Origin of the sequence: Paenirhizobium cremeum (genome assembly GCF_022884085.1) — a bacterium.
Lineage (GTDB): Bacteria > Pseudomonadota > Alphaproteobacteria > Rhizobiales > Rhizobiaceae > Allorhizobium > Allorhizobium cremeum.
This window is the reverse complement of sequence record NZ_JAGGCS010000009.1, coordinates 82,237-97,988: the sequence shown is the minus strand read 5'-3', so window position 1 is coordinate 97,988 and position 15,752 is coordinate 82,237. Positions and strand designations below refer to the sequence as shown.

20 protein-coding genes are annotated in these 15,752 nt (G+C 60.7%); 19 read left to right on the top strand and 1 reads right to left on the bottom strand.

The window, feature by feature from the left end; translation table 11 throughout:
* Window positions 1-2: 2 nt before the first annotated feature.
* From J5N58_RS16770 to J5N58_RS16725, 11 genes are all read left to right on the top strand, one after another.
* Window positions 3-230, top strand: coding sequence for a hypothetical protein (locus tag J5N58_RS16770; protein WP_244711770.1), 228 nt, complete (start codon window positions 3-5; stop codon window positions 228-230).
* Between the two features lies 1 nt (window position 231).
* Window positions 232-1,491, top strand: coding sequence for a phage tail sheath family protein (locus tag J5N58_RS16765; protein WP_244711767.1), 1,260 nt, complete (start codon window positions 232-234; stop codon window positions 1,489-1,491).
* 12 nt (window positions 1,492-1,503) lie between these two features.
* On the top strand, window positions 1,504-2,016 hold the full coding sequence (locus tag J5N58_RS16760; RefSeq protein WP_244711765.1) for a phage major tail tube protein: 513 nt from the start codon (window positions 1,504-1,506) through the stop codon (window positions 2,014-2,016).
* Between the two features lie 49 nt (window positions 2,017-2,065).
* Window positions 2,066-2,407: a hypothetical protein gene (locus tag J5N58_RS16755; RefSeq protein WP_244711763.1), complete on the top strand. Its 342-nt coding sequence runs from the start codon at window positions 2,066-2,068 to the stop codon at window positions 2,405-2,407.
* Between the two features lie 29 nt (window positions 2,408-2,436).
* Window positions 2,437-2,568: a hypothetical protein gene (locus J5N58_RS25985; RefSeq protein WP_280520010.1), complete on the top strand. Its 132-nt coding sequence runs from the start codon at window positions 2,437-2,439 to the stop codon at window positions 2,566-2,568.
* A gap of 80 nt (window positions 2,569-2,648) precedes the next feature.
* Window positions 2,649-5,111, top strand: coding sequence for a tape measure protein (locus J5N58_RS16750; RefSeq protein WP_244711761.1), 2,463 nt, complete (start codon window positions 2,649-2,651; stop codon window positions 5,109-5,111).
* Entirely contained in the window at window positions 5,111-5,296 is a 186-nt protein-coding gene (locus J5N58_RS16745) for a hypothetical protein (protein WP_244711759.1), read from the top strand. The genes J5N58_RS16750 and J5N58_RS16745 overlap by 1 nt, the downstream gene beginning before the upstream one ends.
* Window positions 5,297-5,298: 2 nt before the next feature.
* A complete protein-coding gene (locus tag J5N58_RS16740; protein WP_244711757.1) occupies window positions 5,299-5,775 on the top strand; it encodes a phage tail protein in 477 nt (158 codons plus the stop codon).
* Complete coding sequence (locus J5N58_RS16735) at window positions 5,772-6,038, top strand: tail protein X (protein ID WP_244711755.1); 267 nt, start codon at window positions 5,772-5,774, stop codon at window positions 6,036-6,038. Before J5N58_RS16740 ends, J5N58_RS16735 begins: the two co-directional genes overlap by 4 nt.
* A gap of 67 nt (window positions 6,039-6,105) precedes the next feature.
* Window positions 6,106-7,038, top strand: coding sequence for a phage late control D family protein (locus tag J5N58_RS16730; protein ID WP_244711753.1), 933 nt, complete (start codon window positions 6,106-6,108; stop codon window positions 7,036-7,038).
* A gap of 37 nt (window positions 7,039-7,075) precedes the next feature.
* On the top strand, window positions 7,076-7,522 hold the full coding sequence (locus tag J5N58_RS16725) for a hypothetical protein (RefSeq protein WP_244711751.1): 447 nt from the start codon (window positions 7,076-7,078) through the stop codon (window positions 7,520-7,522).
* On the opposite strand, the gene J5N58_RS16720 is transcribed toward J5N58_RS16725, so the two are convergent.
* Window positions 7,485-8,381 carry a hypothetical protein gene (locus J5N58_RS16720; RefSeq protein WP_244711749.1) on the bottom strand — a complete coding sequence of 299 codons (897 nt, stop codon included), beginning with the start codon at window positions 8,379-8,381 and terminating at the stop codon, window positions 7,485-7,487. The genes J5N58_RS16725 and J5N58_RS16720 overlap by 38 nt on opposite strands.
* Window positions 8,382-8,539: 158 nt before the next feature.
* Here J5N58_RS16720 and J5N58_RS16715 point away from each other — a divergent pair, with 158 nt between their 5' ends.
* The 8 genes from J5N58_RS16715 to J5N58_RS16680 all read left to right on the top strand — a co-directional run bounded on the left by J5N58_RS16715 (window position 8,540) and on the right by J5N58_RS16680 (window position 15,695).
* On the top strand, window positions 8,540-8,947 hold the full coding sequence (locus J5N58_RS16715) for a baseplate (RefSeq protein ID WP_244711747.1): 408 nt from the start codon (window positions 8,540-8,542) through the stop codon (window positions 8,945-8,947).
* Window positions 8,940-10,073 carry a baseplate J/gp47 family protein gene (locus J5N58_RS16710; RefSeq protein ID WP_244711745.1) on the top strand — a complete coding sequence of 378 codons (1,134 nt, stop codon included), beginning with the start codon at window positions 8,940-8,942 and terminating at the stop codon, window positions 10,071-10,073. The genes J5N58_RS16715 and J5N58_RS16710 overlap by 8 nt, the downstream gene beginning before the upstream one ends.
* Window positions 10,066-10,725 (top strand): phage tail protein I, encoded by a 660-nt coding sequence (locus J5N58_RS16705; protein ID WP_244711743.1) that lies wholly within the window; start codon window positions 10,066-10,068, stop codon window positions 10,723-10,725. The genes J5N58_RS16710 and J5N58_RS16705 overlap by 8 nt, the downstream gene beginning before the upstream one ends.
* 3 nt (window positions 10,726-10,728) lie before the next feature.
* The gene (locus J5N58_RS16700) at window positions 10,729-12,042 is read left to right on the top strand and encodes a phage tail-collar fiber domain-containing protein (protein ID WP_244711740.1); all 1,314 of its coding nucleotides are present in this window, start codon (window positions 10,729-10,731) and stop codon (window positions 12,040-12,042) included.
* Between the two features lie 11 nt (window positions 12,043-12,053).
* On the top strand, window positions 12,054-12,611 hold the full coding sequence (locus J5N58_RS16695; RefSeq protein ID WP_244711738.1) for a hypothetical protein: 558 nt from the start codon (window positions 12,054-12,056) through the stop codon (window positions 12,609-12,611).
* A 9-nt stretch (window positions 12,612-12,620) separates the two neighbouring features.
* Window positions 12,621-12,896, top strand: coding sequence for a hypothetical protein (locus J5N58_RS16690; RefSeq protein WP_244711736.1), 276 nt, complete (start codon window positions 12,621-12,623; stop codon window positions 12,894-12,896).
* Window positions 12,896-14,629, top strand: a complete 1,734-nt coding sequence (locus J5N58_RS16685) for an SGNH/GDSL hydrolase family protein (RefSeq protein WP_244711734.1) — start codon at window positions 12,896-12,898, stop codon at window positions 14,627-14,629. The genes J5N58_RS16690 and J5N58_RS16685 overlap by 1 nt, the downstream gene beginning before the upstream one ends.
* Window positions 14,630-14,834: 205 nt before the next feature.
* Window positions 14,835-15,695 (top strand): alpha/beta hydrolase family protein, encoded by an 861-nt coding sequence (locus tag J5N58_RS16680; protein WP_244711732.1) that lies wholly within the window; start codon window positions 14,835-14,837, stop codon window positions 15,693-15,695.
* Window positions 15,696-15,752 lie beyond the last annotated feature (57 nt).

The following is a 15,752-nucleotide window of genomic DNA, read 5'->3' as shown; positions in this document are numbered from 1 at the left end:
ACATGGCAAAGCAGCCCACCAAACAGGCCTATCTCTACAGCGGTCCGGTGACATCGTTCGATGTCGAGCCGGGAAAGTCGAAAATCCTCTTTCCGGGCAAGCCGTATACGGACCTGCCGGCGGACAATCCCATCATCGCCAATCTGATCGCCCGAAAGCTGCTGGTTCCCGAGACCAACGCAGCGGCGGACGAAACGGCCACGACATTGGCCGAAACTGCGGGAGCCTGACATGGCAGCAACCTTCCATCACGGCCCCGAGGTCGTAGAGCACAAGGACGGCGTAACCGTCGTTCGCGACGTGAAATCCGCCGTTACCTACATTTCCGGCACGGCTCCCATTCAGGACGTGCATGACACGGCCGAAAAGCGGGAGGCCTATATCAATGAACGCGTCATCATTCGTTCGCGGGCAGAGGGTGCCGCCGCGTTCGGTGCACACAGGGCCGGCTACACGATCCCGGCCGCACTGGATGCAATCTTTGACCAGGGCGACGGCGGGACCATCATCGTCAACAACGTGTTTGATCCTGACACCCACAAGGAAGGTGCCGTGCCCGATCCGTCCAAGGTGACGACGACGGAAATCAACGGTACGATCGACGCGACGGGCAAGGCAACCGGCTTCTCAGGCGCTTACGAGTGCTACAACCGTTTCGGCTATTTCCCGAAGCTGTTGCTGGCGCCTGGCTATTCACCCGTCTCGACGGTCCGCGCGGAAATGGATGTCGTGGCGTCACGCCTGCATGCCATGGCGATCTGCGATCTTCCGCTCGGCCTCACGAAACAGCAGGCCGTCGAAGCCCGCGGCGCAACCGGTTCGGCGAACACGTCAAGTGCGCGCACGGTGCTCTGCTATCCGCATGTCACCATTGAGGACACGACGGGTGCCGCAGAAACCCGGCTCGATCCGCTGTCCTCGCGTCTCGCCGGTCTCATCATCGCCACGGACCTGAACGAGGGCTGGCACAACTCGCCGTCCAACCGCGAGCTGAAGGGCGTCGTCGATACGGAGGTCGCGATCAATTTCTATCCGTCCGACTACCAGAACGACACCAATTTCCTCAACGAGGCCGGTATCGTCACCTGCATGAGGTCTTTTGCGACCGGTTTCCGTGCCTTCGGCAACCGGTCGGCTGCGTTCCCGACGTCGAGCCACGTCGAGAATTTCATCCATGCGCGCCGCATCCTCGACATGATCCACGAGGCCATCATCTTCTTCACGATGAATTATGTGGACCGGCTCGGCTCGGCTGCGAACATCGAGGCGGCCGAGGAGGGCGTGAACGCCTATTTGCGCTCGAAGACCGGGGAGGCCATTTACGGCGGCATCTTCCGCTTCGATCGCGAGAAGAACACGGCCGAGCAGATCGCGGACGGCCGGTTCTACTACAAGCTCTCCTGCCATCCGATGTCGGTCATGGAGCGCATCACCGTCGATTCCTATGTCGACACGGCTTTCATCACCGACGCCCTGTCGCTGGCGGCATAAGGAGGTATCGCAATGGCACGCAAAATTGGTCAGATCACGGCCGGCGACGTATACATCAACGAGGTCGACGTGGCCGGCCGTGTCGCCGAACTGGACATGGGCGAGATCGGCCATGCGGAGGTCGAACACCAGACGCTCGGCATGATCGCCGTGCTGAAACTGCCCGGTCGTCCCGTCCAGGCGATCGAAGGCAAGATCACCTTCGAATGGCTGGATGAGGAAGTCTCGCGCACCATCCTTAATCCGACGAAGGTGCACAAGCTACAGATCCATTCCTATGTCGATGTGTTCGACGCCGAGGGCAGGAATTCGGATCAGTCTCACACGCTGATTACCCATATCGGGTTCCAGACGATGAAAAAGGGCGGTTCCACGGCGAAGCTCGGCGAGAACGTGGGTGAAGAACTGGATATCTCCATCAGCTCGTTCAAGCAGAACGTCTATGGCGGCGAAACGCCGATCATCGAGTTCGATGCCTGGAACAACATCTACAACATCAACGGCGAAGCGGTCTGGCCGCGTTAGACGCGGCCCGATCACCACTCTTTTCTAACGTAGCAACGGAGTTTGAAACATGACCGAACTGACGGGCGTTCGCGCCAAGCTGAAAGCCAACAAGGAAGCAAAGGCCGGCATGCGCGATGTCACCCTCACGGAGAGCGGCGTGGTTTGCGCCGTGCCCAACTGGATTAATCATGGTGCCTGGATGAAGGCTCAGCGCATTGCCAAGGGTGATACCGCCAAGGCGCAGGCTGCGTTCGTTTGTGAAACAGTGCTTTTCGAAGGCGAAAAGCTGACGATCGCCGATCTGTCCGAACTGGTGGAGGCCGGTGACGTGCTTCAGCTGATCGGAGAAGTCTTCGGTAAGGACGATGCGAGCGACGACGCGGGAAACGGACAACCGACGAGCCATTGACGCTTTCCGCGCCCCCCCAGCATCTCTTCATGATCGGACAGGGCTGGACAGCGGACGCGCTCGATGCGATGACTGAGCAAGAATTCGGCTTCTGGTACTCAGAAGCCATAGCACTGGAAGAGGCGAAAGCGGAGGCGATCCGCGCTGCCTCGGGAAAATGAAACGACCGGACCTTGTGTCCGGTCATTTTGTTTTGTGCCGCCCGGCATGCTCGCCCTGACGTTTCGTGTGGGGCCATGCCATGAAGTTCATGATGATTTTCGAGGGGGTCGACCGGGCCTCCAAAGTCATGAACAAGATCATGGCGGCTGAAAAGAAGGTTGCCGCCTCCGCGAAAGCCGGCGCGCAGGCCTCTGATCGGGCCAATTCCGCCGCTGCACGTACTGCCGACAAACTCGCCTCGGCTTATGCCAAGGTCTCGGGTGGCACTCGCGCTGCCTTCAGTGCTGTTGTGTCTGGTGCTCAGGCGGCAGGACGCGCTACCGCTGCGCTTCATCGGCAAACAGTCCTGTTGGCGAAGGCAGGTATTGGGCAGGTGGGGAGCGGAGCCGGAAAGGTGCTTCGCGGCTTCACACTAGCGGCCGGCGTCGCCACTGCGGCTTTCGGTACGTCGGCACTGGCGGCCGGGCATCTCCTCGGCACGGCCACCGCCTTCGAGAGCTACAATATCCAGCTTGAGACGCTCGAAGGGTCCGCGACAAAGGGTCGAAAGGCCATGGAGTGGATCACGCAATTTGCTGTGCAAACTCCCTTGGAACTCGATCAGGTCGTTGAGAGCTACCGCAACCTGAAGACGTTTGGTCTCGACCCCACCAATGGCACACTTCAGGCGCTCGTTGATACCATGGCCGCGTCGGGCAAGGGTACTGAGCAACTGGAAGGACTGACGCTTGCCCTTGGGCAAGCCTGGACCAAAGGCAAGCTTCAGGGCGAAGAGGCCCTTCAGCTCCTCGAGCGGGGCGTTCCCGTGTGGGATGTCCTGTCCAAAAAATATGGGAAGAATGCCGCGCAGCTACAGGAAATGGCCTCAAAGGGAAAGCTAGGGCGTGAGGCGATCACCTTTCTGATCGAGGAAATGGGCCGGATGAACGGCGGGGCTTCGGAGAAGATGGCCCGTACATGGGACGGCATGCTCTCGAATATTAGTGACGTTTGGGGGCAGTTCCAGCTATCCATAATGAATGCTGGCCTTTTCGACTGGATGAAGGGCAAGCTTCAGATGGTGCTCGACACGATCAACCAGATGAAGGCCAATGGTACTCTGGACCAGTGGGCCAAGGTCATCTCCGATCGCATCATCTTTGTTCTCGACAACGCCTGGAAGTTCGCAACCGGCGTCTGGCAGATCATGGAAAAACTCGGCGTCTATCTCCAGATGGCGGCCGACTATGTAGGCGGATGGGAAAACCTCGCCATGGTGTTGGCCGGCCTTGCGTTCGCGCCCGCGCTGATCTCGACGGCTGCCGGCATCGTCCAGATCGCCATGGGTATTTCGATGCTGTCCGCCGCCCTGGTAGCAAACCCCATCGTCCTTATCATCGCCGCGATCGTGGCCGGCGCTGCGGCGATCTATATGAATTGGGGACCGATCAAGGCCTTTTTCATCGACCTGTGGAACGGCATTTCCTCGGCAGCAGCCGCTGCCTGGAACGGCGTCAAGTCGGCTACGACGGCAGCATGGGAAGGCGTTCGATCCGCAGTGAGCAATGCCGTTTCCGCTATCCCCGCTCTCGTGACGGAAGCATGGGAGCGGATCAAGACCGTATTCGCATGGCATCCGGCCGTCATTATCGTGCAGAACTGGGGGGCGATCTCCGGCGCAGCCGGCGACGCGATCGGCCGCGCTTTTGCTGCCGTCGATGCGGTGTGGTCGCGCATGAAGGCGCTGTTTGACTGGTCGCCGATCGAGGCGATCAAGCAGGCGTGGGCGGGCGTTTCCGACGCGGTCGGCGGGTTTATCGATGACGCGGCCGCCCGCGCCAGCGCCGCATGGAACCGGGTGAAGTCCGTGTTTTCCTTCGGCGGCGACGGAACAGCCACCGCGCCGGTCATGCCTGATCCCGTCAGCGTCCAGGCCGAAGCCGATGCGGCCATGGCCAAACTCGCCGCCCTCGATGCCGCCGCGCAGAAGATCGTCCCGTCCGTCACCGGCGCAGTCCGGGCTGCGCAAACCTTCCTTGCCGGTATTTCCTTCTACGACCAGGGCGCGGCTCTGATGGACACCATGGCGGCCGGAATGCGCGCGCGCGCCTTCGTCGTCATTCAGGAAATCCAGAAAATGGCGCAGGCGGTGCGCGATCACCTTCCGTCATCGCCTGCGAAAGTCGGTCCGCTTTCGGATATTCACCGCCTCAAGTTCGGGGAGACCATCGCGCAATCGATCCGGGCCGAGCCGATGGTCAAGGCTATGCGTGCCGCCTCGGCTGCCACTTTGGCTGCCGCCGCGATCGGCGCGCCGCAGGTCGCCGCAGCGAGCACCGGTACCGACGCCGCCAGGGCGCAGATTGCTAATGCTTCCGCGCATACCTCCGGCGCTGGAGGTGTGATGCTGAATTTCAACCCCTCCGTGACCGTGCCTCCTGGCGCGGCCGGCAATCCAGCCGACATCAAGGCGGCGGTGCTCCAGGCGCTTCGCGAGAGCGCCCGCGAGATGGCGGCAATGATGGCCGAGGAACAACGCCGTCAGGGAAGAAAGGAGTTCTGATGTATTGCACCTACTGCGGATCGCGCGCGCATCCATACGAGTATTGCCCCAAGACGTGGGGCGGCAGTTCGGCGCGGCTGCATCTCCGCTGCGCCTATTGCGGTTCCAATCGCCATAATTACGAGGCCTGCCCGAAGCTCCATGGAAGTCGTCCGGATGAGGGCGGCGTTCTGCTGAAGGACTGACGATGATCTATCTTCTCGGCTCCATCCCGTTAGGAATAGCGCCACTCACCGGGCCGACCGCGCATGATTTCAGCTACGCGAACACCTTCGCGCAGCATGCGACCACGCGGGGCAAGCCGGCGCTGCAAGAGATTGGCGAGGAGCTGGATGCCCGCAATATCACCTTCTTTTTCTCCGAGGAGTTCTGCACGCCTGCCACCGAGCTGGCGAAGCTCAAGGCGGCATTCCTGCTGAAGACGCCGTTGCCACTTGTCCTGGGCACCGGCGAGTATGATGGAAAGCGCTACGTTGTCGAAACCATGTCCGGGGCGATCCTAAAGACAAACAAGTCGGGCGCTGTGGTGCGCGTGGAGGCGACTATCGGCCTGCTGGAAGATCCTGTCGTCGGGGGTGTTGCTTCCCTGATTTCGTCGCTGGCTAAAACGCGGGCGGCCGGGCTGTCGGGTAATTCCTCTTCCAATCCCGAGGTGCGGAAATGACAACGCTGACCGGGGAGTACTTCGAATACGTGACGATTGCCGGCGATCGGTGGGACCTGCTCGCCTATCGCTACTATGGCGACCAGCACAAGCAGACGGTCATTCTGGAAGCCAATCGCCACCTGATCCTTGATGACCTCGGTGTGCCGCCGCTGATCCTGCCGCAAGGCGTGACGCTCAAAATCCCCGTCATTGAGGAAGAAGCCGGCAATATCGACCTGTTGCCGCCGTGGAAGCGCAGCAACCCTGACTATGGAGCGTGACGTGGCGTCCAGTCCGTATTTTTCACTCATTTATCAGGGCGTCGACATTTCCTCTGAATTGGACCCCATGACCACCTCCGTCACCTATACCGATCAGGCGCATGGCAAGGCCGATGAAATCGACGTGACCGTGCAGGACAAGGACGGACGCTGGAAAGGGGAATGGAAGCCGGAGCCAGGGGACATCATGTCCCTGACCATCTACGACGGCCTGGGCGGCAAGTTGAATTGCGGTGAGTTCGAACTGGATGAACCGGACGCGTCCGGAGACCGGGGCGGTGACATCATGACCATGCGCGGGCTGGCCGCGCCGATCTCAAAGCCGCTGCGCACGGAGAAGACGCGGGCTTTCGAAAAGCAGAACCTCCGCCAGATCGTGCAGAAGGTGGCCGGCGAAAACGGGCTGTCGGTCGAGGGGGACATTGAGGACCAGCGTTTCGAGCGGGTCACGCAACGCAAGGAACGCGATCTGGAGTTTCTAACGCGGCTGGCCGAGGACACGGGACATTATTTCAGTGTGCGGGGCAAGCGCGCGGTGTTCACGTCGTTCAAGTCGATGGATGGTCGCGCGGCGGCGCTGACGGTCTCCTACACGCAGCTGGGCACGCAACTGGTTTCGTATCGACTGACGCAGCAGACGGCCGAGACCTACTCGAAGGCGAAGGTGACGGCGTGGGACGAAAACGAAAAGCAGATGATCGAGGTGGAAGAGGAGGACGCCGACGTGAAAACGGGCGATACGCTGCGGATCTCGGGCGAGCGCGTCGAGAACGCGGCGCAGGCGAAAGCCTTGGCGAAAAGCCGCCTCCATTACGCCAACCGGAAATCAACCTACGGCTCGATTTCCATGGTCGGGACCGTGAGCCTGGTCGCCGGCATCGTCGTTGATATGGCCGGTTTCGGGAAGTATTCCGGCCCGCTGCTGGTCGATCGTTCCAATCATTCCATGTCGCGCGGCGGCTACACAACGGGGGCGGACCTTGTCAAAGCGAAGCAGTAGCGAGTACCGGCAGAACGCCACCAACCGGCGGGGCGTCGTGGTCGATCGCGACCCGAAAGCGATGCGGGTAAAGGTGCGGTTTGAGGACGAGGACGATGTTGTCACCCAGTGGATTGACGTCACGGGCGGGTCATCGAACGGCGTTTCGTTCTTCAGCATGCCCGGTATGGATGATGAAGTCTGGTGCGCCATGGACGCGCGAGGCGAAAGCGGATGCGTGCTCGGCTCGCGTTACAATGCGAAGGAGAAGCCGCCGCATGACACAAACGAGGACATCGCGATCCAGTTTCCGGGTGGCTTTATCCATCTGAACACGGGCAACGGTAGCCTGTCCGTGAAAACACCCGGTGATGCTGTTATCGAGGCGGGCGGCGACATTGACCTGAAGAGCGGTCGCCTCCTGCATAATGGCAAGAACGTCGGCTACGATCACAAGCACGGCGGCGTCATTCGAGGAGGTAATCTGACGGATGATCCCGTTTGAAGCCCTCCGTTTTGTGTGTGAGAGCAGGCTTTAGCTCATCAATTTTCATCGCGAGATGGTTTACTCCCAAGCCGTCTAGTTTCAGGTGGTATTTGGCGGAGAGACCGCGGCTGTCATTTGTAACCTTACGTAAGAGTTCCCGCAGCTTTGTGAGTCTCTCTAGATTCCAATGTGTTATTTCAAATTTTGTTTGGTATGCGTCGTGCGAGAGCATAACTCGATCAATGTTTCGAGCTACGAGGTGCATAATGTGCGGAATTTCGTCGGAACGCAGTTGCAAAGGGTCGCGGGTTAACAACTCAAACTCTTCGCCATTCGCCAGTTCGAGTAAAGTCTCATTAGTCGGGTCGGTCTTCGATTGTGGTACCAGATAGCCCCAGGCCAGGAGCGAAACGCCCCCCAACTGAGCCAAAGTGATCATCAGATTTTCGAGCCTCTGGTCGAATTCCTCATCGGCCTGTTTTTCGTCACGCTGTTTTTGCTCTTTCTCCAGTATTGAAGTTTGCTGTCTGAAGAGAGTAGTGGACGCTTCTGTCTCTTTCACCTGCTGCTTGGCTACCTCTAGCTGCTGTCTCATCACTTCTTGCGTCTCATTCAACTCCTCCCTCTGGGCTTCCAATTCCTTCGACTGGATAAACACCGCTCCGGCGAGCCAAAGAAAAGCGATCGGGGCAAAGGCTCCAGCGAGCGCGTCTCCCAACTCGTTAACGGACCGGCAGCCGAGGTAGCGATCCCAAAAGCCGTGGAACCAATGGTTCTGGATAGCGACGTCCTCGCAGACTTTCGTTTCCACGATCAGTAGGTAATACACCACGAAATATGCAATCGTGATGCCTGACAGCCACCAGAAAGCCTTCACCTTCCTGACTCTATTGCTTCGTCCCATCGCTTGCCTTGCCCTTTCCCCGATTTCCCGTTATGCGTTATCTCAATGGATAGCAGAAAAAGCTGATACCTTGCGATGACCGGACATCATGTCCGGTCATTTTCGTTTGTGCCGCGCCATAACTTGGCGGCATGATCGACAAGGACAAAATCACTCACCGCCATTGGTCCATGCTGGTCGGCCGCGCCGATCCGGAGACGGGCGTTTCGCCTGATACCTACGGCGCGATCGTCACTGCGATCGACGACCTATCGCAGTCGATCACCAACCTTATCCTGACCCCGAAAGCTTCGGTTCCCACTGAGCCGGAAAAGGGCGTCGATGTGCTCGGCGCGATCGACAAGCATCCCGACATCGGCATTCCCTACCTCACGCGCGAGATCTGGGATCAGATCACGATGTGGGAACCGCGCGCCACGGTGGAAAAGGTTGAGGTCACCACGCTCGCTTTCTCGCATTTCCAGACGCAGGTGTTCTGGAAGCCGGTCCAGTCGGTAATTGACGATATCTACGTGACGGAGGTCACCTATAATGGCTGATCCCGTCAAGCGCACCATTGAGGAACTGCGGGCGGCCGGTGCGCCGGAGTTTTTCGAGCGCGATCCGAGCGTGTTGAAGGCGTGGTTCAAGGCGAAGTTTGAGGCCGTCTCCGGGCGCACCCTCTATCCGGCGCAGACGGAAATGTTCCTGATAGAAGTTGCGGCCTATGCCATTTCGGTTCTGAACGAAGCGGCGCAAAACGGCGTCCTGCAAAACACCGTGGTTTTCTCCGAGGACATCCACCTGGAGAACCGCGCCGCCAATGTCTCGACCTTCAAACTGCTCGCGCAGGCCGCCGTTACCACGCTGGAATTCCGGCTGTCGGCCATCCGCCTGATCGACACGGTCATTCCGGCCGGAACCCGCGTCGGCGCGGGCAGTGCCGTGACGTTTGCGACCGATGCGGATCTCGTCATTCCGGCCGGCATGCTGGCGGCGACCGTTTCGGCCACGGCTGAGGAGACCGGCGCGGCCTGGAATGGTCTCAGCATCGGCGCGGTCACCGATATCCTCGATCCGATCGCCTATGTCACCTCCGCATCCAACACCACGGAAGTTGGCGGCGGCACCGACATCGAGGAGCAGGAGCGCTTTCGCCTTCGCGCCGCCAATGCCCTGCACACGATCAGCAAGGCGGGACCGCGCGACGGCTACCGGGAACATGTGAAGGCGGTCAATCCGGAGATCGTCGATGTCGAAGCGATTAAGCCGGAGCCCGGTTTTATCGAGATTTACCCGCTGATGAAGACGGGTCAGCCATCCGCCGAGCTGAAGGCGGAAATCCTCGCCTATCTCGACCCGAACACGCGCCGGCCGATGGGCGACCATGTCACCGTCCTTTCGCCGGAGCCGGTCGAATTCTCCATGGTTCTAACGGTTCGCGTCCGCGAGGCGGCGGCCGGCCAGCAGGCGTTGTTCGAGCAGACGGCCGCCGACGCCTTCTATCCCTGGACGCAGGAGCTTGGTGCGCAGATCGCACCGTCTGTTATCACCTCGGCGCTAAAGGCGCTGCCCCGCGTTGCCGACGCCGCGCTGGACGGCTTTGCCTTCACCGATCTGGAGAAGCATCAATATCCCGTTCTCATATCGTTGGTCGTAAACATCGTGGTGGTGCCGAATGAGTGATTTCATTGCCCCGATCCTCATCCCGCCCGGCGTCAACGATCAGCGCGACCGAGATTTCATCGCCGCGTTGTCTGCGGTGCTAGCGGAGTTCACGCCCTCGGCACTCGTGGTTCAGGACGCGTTTACGGCTCCGGCCGCGCTGCTGCCGATCATGGTCATAGAGGCGGGCCTGATGGATTTCGTGTCCGCTGACATGCGCGAAGACCTGTTGCGGACGATGATCGACGCCGCGCCAGAAATTCATGCCACGCGCGGAACCGTGGCGGGTGTGAAAAAAGCGTTAGAAACCATCGGCGTTTCGGCGCGCTGGACGCAATGGTGGCAGGAAGAACCGAAGGCCCATCACGACACGCACAAGGTCGTACTGTTCGTCAATGACACCGTCATCAACGGCCACGCGCCGCTCGATTTGCCGAACCAGCGGGCAGCGGCGCGGATCATTGCCGCCGCGAAACGGTGGAGCCAGGACATCGCCATCCAATACGGCGTTCGCGGCGAAGCGACGATCCGGCTCGGCGCTGCCAGCAGGCGCGGCCGAACGGTGAGGATCATGGCTCCGCAGCTCGGCGATGAGGCGTTCACCATCCCCTCCTACGCGGGCACGGGGGCATATGCCCTTCGGTCGATCCGCATCAACGCAAAGGCAGCCTGACCCATGGCGCAATCGTATTTCTCGCTCGTCACCACAGCTGGCAAGATCAAGCTTGCGGAAAGCGCCGCTGGCGGCTCTGCCGTCGTCATCACGCATTTTGCCGTGGGTGACGGCAATGGGGCGGAGACCAACCCGACTGCGGCAAGCACCGCGCTCGTTCACGAGGTGTGGCGCACGGCCGTCGAGAGCGTCGAGACCGATCCTGATAATCCGGCTGCTGTGCTTGTCACCGCCATCATCCCGACGAATAGCGGGGGTTGGTGGATGCGCGAGTTTGGCATTTTTGCCGACGACGGTACGATGATCGCGGTCGCCAAGCCCGTCAGCCAGTACAAGCCGACCGCGCAAGAAGGGCAGCTCGAAGACATTCGCTATGAGTTCCAGATCATCATTGGCGAAAACGCCAATGTGACGCTGCTGGTCGATCCCTCATTGATCTTTGCCACGCGTGAGTGGGTGTCGACGCGGAAGATCCCCATGGCGCAGATGATGCGCCTGCCTTGGTTGCCTGTCGTGTCCATGACGGTGACAGCGCCTCCGGCAGCACCGGCGCAGGGCGATACCTATCTCGTGCCGGCCGGAGCGACGGGCGTGTGGGCCGGGAATGTCGGAAGCATCGCGGAATGGACGGGGTCGGCCTGGTCATATGTTGCGCCTCCTAACGGTCACGGCATTGGCCTGCCGGACGGTCGCCTTTTCGAGCGGGTCGGCGGCGCCTATGTCGAGAAGGTCGCGAAGGATGCACAGTCCGGAAAATGGACGTACGCCGAGGCGGGCGGTACCGCAAACGCCCTGACGGCGGCGATTGCCCCGGTGCCGGATGCGCTCGTTGCCGGGATGGAGGTGTCGTTGAAAGTGTCGGCGGCCAACACCGCGTCGGCCGTGACGCTGAATGTAAACGGCTTCGGCACGAAAACGGTCTACCGGCCCTTTGAGGACGCGCTCAAGCCGGGCGATATCGGCATCGGCATCAACACATTCCGATATGACGGAGTATATTGGCGGCTCATATCTCCGGCGAATGTCATTTCAGGTGCGCCGGCATCCGGATGGACCAAGCTCTCCAACGGCTTGCTGATGCAGTGGGGGACAGTGACCACGTCGGCGAGCAACGTGGTGACAGTGACATTCCCCGTCACGTTCCCGACCGCGGTGGCATCCCTGGTTATCACCGATACGTCCGCGCCTGTGCTGGTCAGCCAGCTATCCGTATTTACGGCCGGCAGCATTACAACGTCATCATTCCAGGTTGTTTCTACGCGAGATTTTTCGATGGCGGACGCCGACGTCGGCAACTGGATAGCGATCGGATACTGAGGGATACTGACATGGACGGCTATTTCTTTTCCCCTTCGACAAATGGGTTTTACCATCGCGACATCAACGCTGACATTCCGGCAGATGCTGTTCCGATCACAGCGGCGGAACACGCAGCATTTCTTTCCGCACAGGCAGCCGGAGCGGAGATTGCCGCGGGAGATGGCGGTGCGCCGATAGTCGCAGTGCCGCATGTCGATCTCGACACACTCAAGACGACGGTCAAGCGCGCAATCGATGCCGCAGCCGAGAGGGAGCGGATGCGGCACGTCACCAGCGGCGCTGGACAGGCCATGACCTACCAGCGCAAGGCCGAGGAGGCCCGCGCTTGTCTGGTAGCAACCAATCCCGTGCCGGCCGAATATCCGATGCTCGCCGCCGAGATCGGCATTACGGCCGCCACGCTCGAAGGTGTCGCCCAGGTGGTCAATGCCGCATATGAGGTCTGGCTATCGATCGGTGCGCAGATCGAGGCTGCGCGCCTCAGCGCAAAGAATGCGATCAATGCGGCGCAAACCGCTGAGGAGGCCAAGGCAGCTGCCGAGGCCGTCGTTTGGCCGGAAAATTGAGGAAAAAACATGAGCGAACGCATCAACACTACAGCGGCTGAAGAGCATTGCGACGCATTCAGCCCGGAAGGAGATTTCGCTGTCCAGGCGCAATTTCCGATTAGGTCGCGAGCCCGCCTCTATATCGAGGGCCGTGTGGACCCGGCCGCCGAGTGGGAGGTGCTGGGCTCGATATCGCCGCGTGACAGGCCGTCGATCGCGCGGTTTGCCAAGTGTCCGCAAGTGCGGTTGCGCGTGAGTGACAATAAAGCTGGCGATAACGTGAAAGCGTGGAGCGGCGAGTAATGGCGAATCCGTTCAGCAAGCCGCTTCGGTTGTCGTCGCGAGGCTTGCTTTCGTTGTCCCTCGTCAATCCCGTGTCTGGCAGTGGCGGCAGATTGATGCTGTCCGGCGGCGCGGTCGATGACGACGCCGAGGCTGGGAGCGTCGTCGGGACACTGTCGGTTGTCGGGGCCGGCGAGGGTCCATGGGCCTATTCCCTGCTCGACGATGGAGGCGGCATGTTCGCCGTCACAGGCAGCGACATCGTGGCCGGGCTGACCCCGTTAGACCACGCGACCGCTCCAGCGCCGGTGGTAACGGTTGCCGCCACCAACGGCCGCCGCACGCTCCGTAAATCATTCGCCCTCAACGTCCGCCGTCCCCTGCCGGCGCTGCCTCTGGCGGCCGGAGCGAAGGTGGTCGGCCTCGGGCATTCCTTCATCCAGCGTGCGGGCTGGGGGATCATATCGGGCGGCAAACCGAAGGACCTCGCCACAAGCATCGTACGCGGCGTGCTCCCCTGGATCAGGATGCGCGACAATCGCTTCAATCTCGATGCATGGGCTGACATCACCCACTATCTCGGCGGCGACAATTACATCACCGGCGCATATCAGGGGTATGGCGGCGACCACATCGTCGCCGAGGGCGGGGCACCGGGCGTGATCGAGCGACTGCCCTACGTCATCGGACTGGAGCCCGGCATCGTCTACCTCGACATCGGCACCAACGACATCTCATCCGCACCCGGAGCGTCAACCGCCCTCGTCACTGCACGCCTCGACCGGCTGCTCGCGCTACTGCGCAACGAGGGCATCTGGGCGGTCATCCAGACCATCACCGACCGTGGATCGTGGGCGGAGGGCAGCGAGAAAGCGGCGATCGTCGCCGGTGTCAACGAGTGGATCAAGGCGCAGGCGACGCGGGACGGCGTGCGGGTCTGCGACCTGACGGAACTGGGCTTCAACCGGCCGGCATTCGATACGACCCTCTTCGGCGGCGACGTGCTGCACCCCAATCCCAAGGGGGCGGAGCGGATGGCGGACGTGCTGCTGCCGATCCTGCAGGACATGGTGGCGGCCGGCGACCATATGGATGTGACGCCGGCAGCGACCTATCTCTCGGCGTCCAATCTGTGGACCGATTCCCCATTCGCCGCGACGGCAGCGGCGGGCGGCACTGGTGCCTCGGGCACGCGGGTCAGCACACTCTCCATATCCCGCGCCAGCGGCGACAGCACGGCCGTCTGCTCGGTCGAGGCGGCCGGGGATCATCAAAGGCAGGTGGTCACGATCACGCCATCCGGCACGCTGACAGGCAACCGCTACGAAGAGTGGCGCATCGCCAAGACCGCAGCCTTGACGCTGTCTACGGTCGGGATCGTGCCCGGCACCGATTGGCTGGAATCCGGCGTCTATGTGGAACTGAACGCCTGGGAGGGCTGGCTCTCCGCCTATTGGCAGATGGAGTTCTACAACAGCTCAAACGCCCAGGCCTTCATCGCGCGCGGCGGCCTGCAGAACGCGGACTATACGACGCAGGACTTGCCGCTCACCACCGAGGGTTTCGCCGGCTGGCTGAAGATCCCGCCTTTCCAGGTGCCGGCGGGCATCGATGCGACGACGCTGCGCATCGCAACCCGCCCGCTGGTGGTCAACATCAATCGTCGGGTTTCGGGACAGGGCATCATCAAGATCTCGAAGCCGTTCCTGCGCAAATGCGCCGATCCGCGGCCGGCTTGGAACTTGGCGGGGTAATCATGGCAGTTATCTGGAATGAAGACGGGAAAAACCACAGTGTGGCCGGGTCGACGATATTTCAAAGGGGCATCATTGCCCCTTTGAAGGCAGTCTTGACATCGTGTCTCGATCGATGGGAGTGCATTCGCATTTGCTATTTTGTCTCATCTTCAGCGCGGGCCGCGATGCCGCACCCGTCATTGGCAAACTAAAGGGCTGCCCGATGAAACGTATGCTCATTCTCTGTTCGGCATTGATATTGATGACGCCAGCGCTTGCGGCGGAAGGTTCGCAAATGGACACACTTCTTGCATCGGTGCAAAGGGCCAGCGACAATGCGGCGGCAGCTACTTATCCGTCCGATATGCTGTCATCTACGTGGCAGGCTGGTGACGCGGCGGGCGAGCCTTATCGGTGGATGACCACAGGGCCGGGCAAACCCACCAGAATCGTGCTTTATCTCCACTCGTGGTCCGGCGACGAAGACCAGGTAACCCTGTTTCCCGATCTCCTTTCCATTCGGAATGCTATCATCATTGCCCCAAATTTTGGCGGCCCGAACAATACGACCGACGCGCTCGGCAGTCCTGACAGCACAGACCGCATAGCGCGAGTCGTCAAGGAGATCCGGTATAAGACCGGCTTGACGCGCATTTATCTCATCGGCGCGTCCGGTGGCGGCATGGCCGCGCTTCTACTGCTGGGGCGTTATCCCGATGTGGTCTACCGGGCATCGATTTGGGTTCCGATTTACGATCTCGCTGCGCTGTATGGCGAGACCAGTAACAATGATCTGAAGGCGGATATGGTGACGGTACTGGGGAGTGCGCCGACCGATCCGGATGACACGCGATATCTCGGGCGCTCGCCACGATCTGCGCTTCCCGACTTCAATGGCAGCGCGAGCAAGATCATTATCAATGTCGGCGCACTCGACACCGAGGTGCCGAAACATCACGGATACGAGGCGCAGGCCGCTATGCTGGCTGCCTCGCCGAGCGCTGACGTCACCGTCATCGAGTGGGCCACTATGGGGCATGAGTTCCGGGCTCTTGAGGCCGTTAAGCAGATCGCCCTGGAATAGATCTGAGGCATCCCGTGAGGTGTCATTCAATTTTGCCCTCTGCAGATCCTCAATTGA

What these genes read in the sequence shown, in the direction of transcription:
- J5N58_RS16770 (WP_244711770.1), top strand. Translation starts at nt 3, where the DNA reads ATGGCAAAGCAGCCCACCAAACAGGCCTATCTCTACAGCGGTCCGGTG.
- J5N58_RS16765 (WP_244711767.1), top strand. Translation starts at nt 232, where the DNA reads ATGGCAGCAACCTTCCATCACGGCCCCGAGGTCGTAGAGCACAAGGAC.
- J5N58_RS16760 (WP_244711765.1), top strand. Translation starts at nt 1,504, where the DNA reads ATGGCACGCAAAATTGGTCAGATCACGGCCGGCGACGTATACATCAAC.
- J5N58_RS16755 (WP_244711763.1), top strand. Translation starts at nt 2,066, where the DNA reads ATGACCGAACTGACGGGCGTTCGCGCCAAGCTGAAAGCCAACAAGGAA.
- J5N58_RS25985 (WP_280520010.1), top strand. Translation starts at nt 2,437, where the DNA reads ATGATCGGACAGGGCTGGACAGCGGACGCGCTCGATGCGATGACTGAG.
- J5N58_RS16750 (WP_244711761.1), top strand. Translation starts at nt 2,649, where the DNA reads ATGAAGTTCATGATGATTTTCGAGGGGGTCGACCGGGCCTCCAAAGTC.
- J5N58_RS16745 (WP_244711759.1), top strand. Translation starts at nt 5,111, where the DNA reads ATGTATTGCACCTACTGCGGATCGCGCGCGCATCCATACGAGTATTGC.
- J5N58_RS16740 (WP_244711757.1), top strand. Translation starts at nt 5,299, where the DNA reads ATGATCTATCTTCTCGGCTCCATCCCGTTAGGAATAGCGCCACTCACC.
- J5N58_RS16735 (WP_244711755.1), top strand. Translation starts at nt 5,772, where the DNA reads ATGACAACGCTGACCGGGGAGTACTTCGAATACGTGACGATTGCCGGC.
- J5N58_RS16730 (WP_244711753.1), top strand. Translation starts at nt 6,106, where the DNA reads ATGACCACCTCCGTCACCTATACCGATCAGGCGCATGGCAAGGCCGAT.
- J5N58_RS16715 (WP_244711747.1), top strand. Translation starts at nt 8,540, where the DNA reads ATGATCGACAAGGACAAAATCACTCACCGCCATTGGTCCATGCTGGTC.
- J5N58_RS16710 (WP_244711745.1), top strand. Translation starts at nt 8,940, where the DNA reads ATGGCTGATCCCGTCAAGCGCACCATTGAGGAACTGCGGGCGGCCGGT.
- J5N58_RS16705 (WP_244711743.1), top strand. Translation starts at nt 10,066, where the DNA reads ATGAGTGATTTCATTGCCCCGATCCTCATCCCGCCCGGCGTCAACGAT.
- J5N58_RS16700 (WP_244711740.1), top strand. Translation starts at nt 10,729, where the DNA reads ATGGCGCAATCGTATTTCTCGCTCGTCACCACAGCTGGCAAGATCAAG.
- J5N58_RS16695 (WP_244711738.1), top strand. Translation starts at nt 12,054, where the DNA reads ATGGACGGCTATTTCTTTTCCCCTTCGACAAATGGGTTTTACCATCGC.
- J5N58_RS16690 (WP_244711736.1), top strand. Translation starts at nt 12,621, where the DNA reads ATGAGCGAACGCATCAACACTACAGCGGCTGAAGAGCATTGCGACGCA.
- J5N58_RS16685 (WP_244711734.1), top strand. Translation starts at nt 12,896, where the DNA reads ATGGCGAATCCGTTCAGCAAGCCGCTTCGGTTGTCGTCGCGAGGCTTG.
- J5N58_RS16680 (WP_244711732.1), top strand. Translation starts at nt 14,835, where the DNA reads ATGAAACGTATGCTCATTCTCTGTTCGGCATTGATATTGATGACGCCA.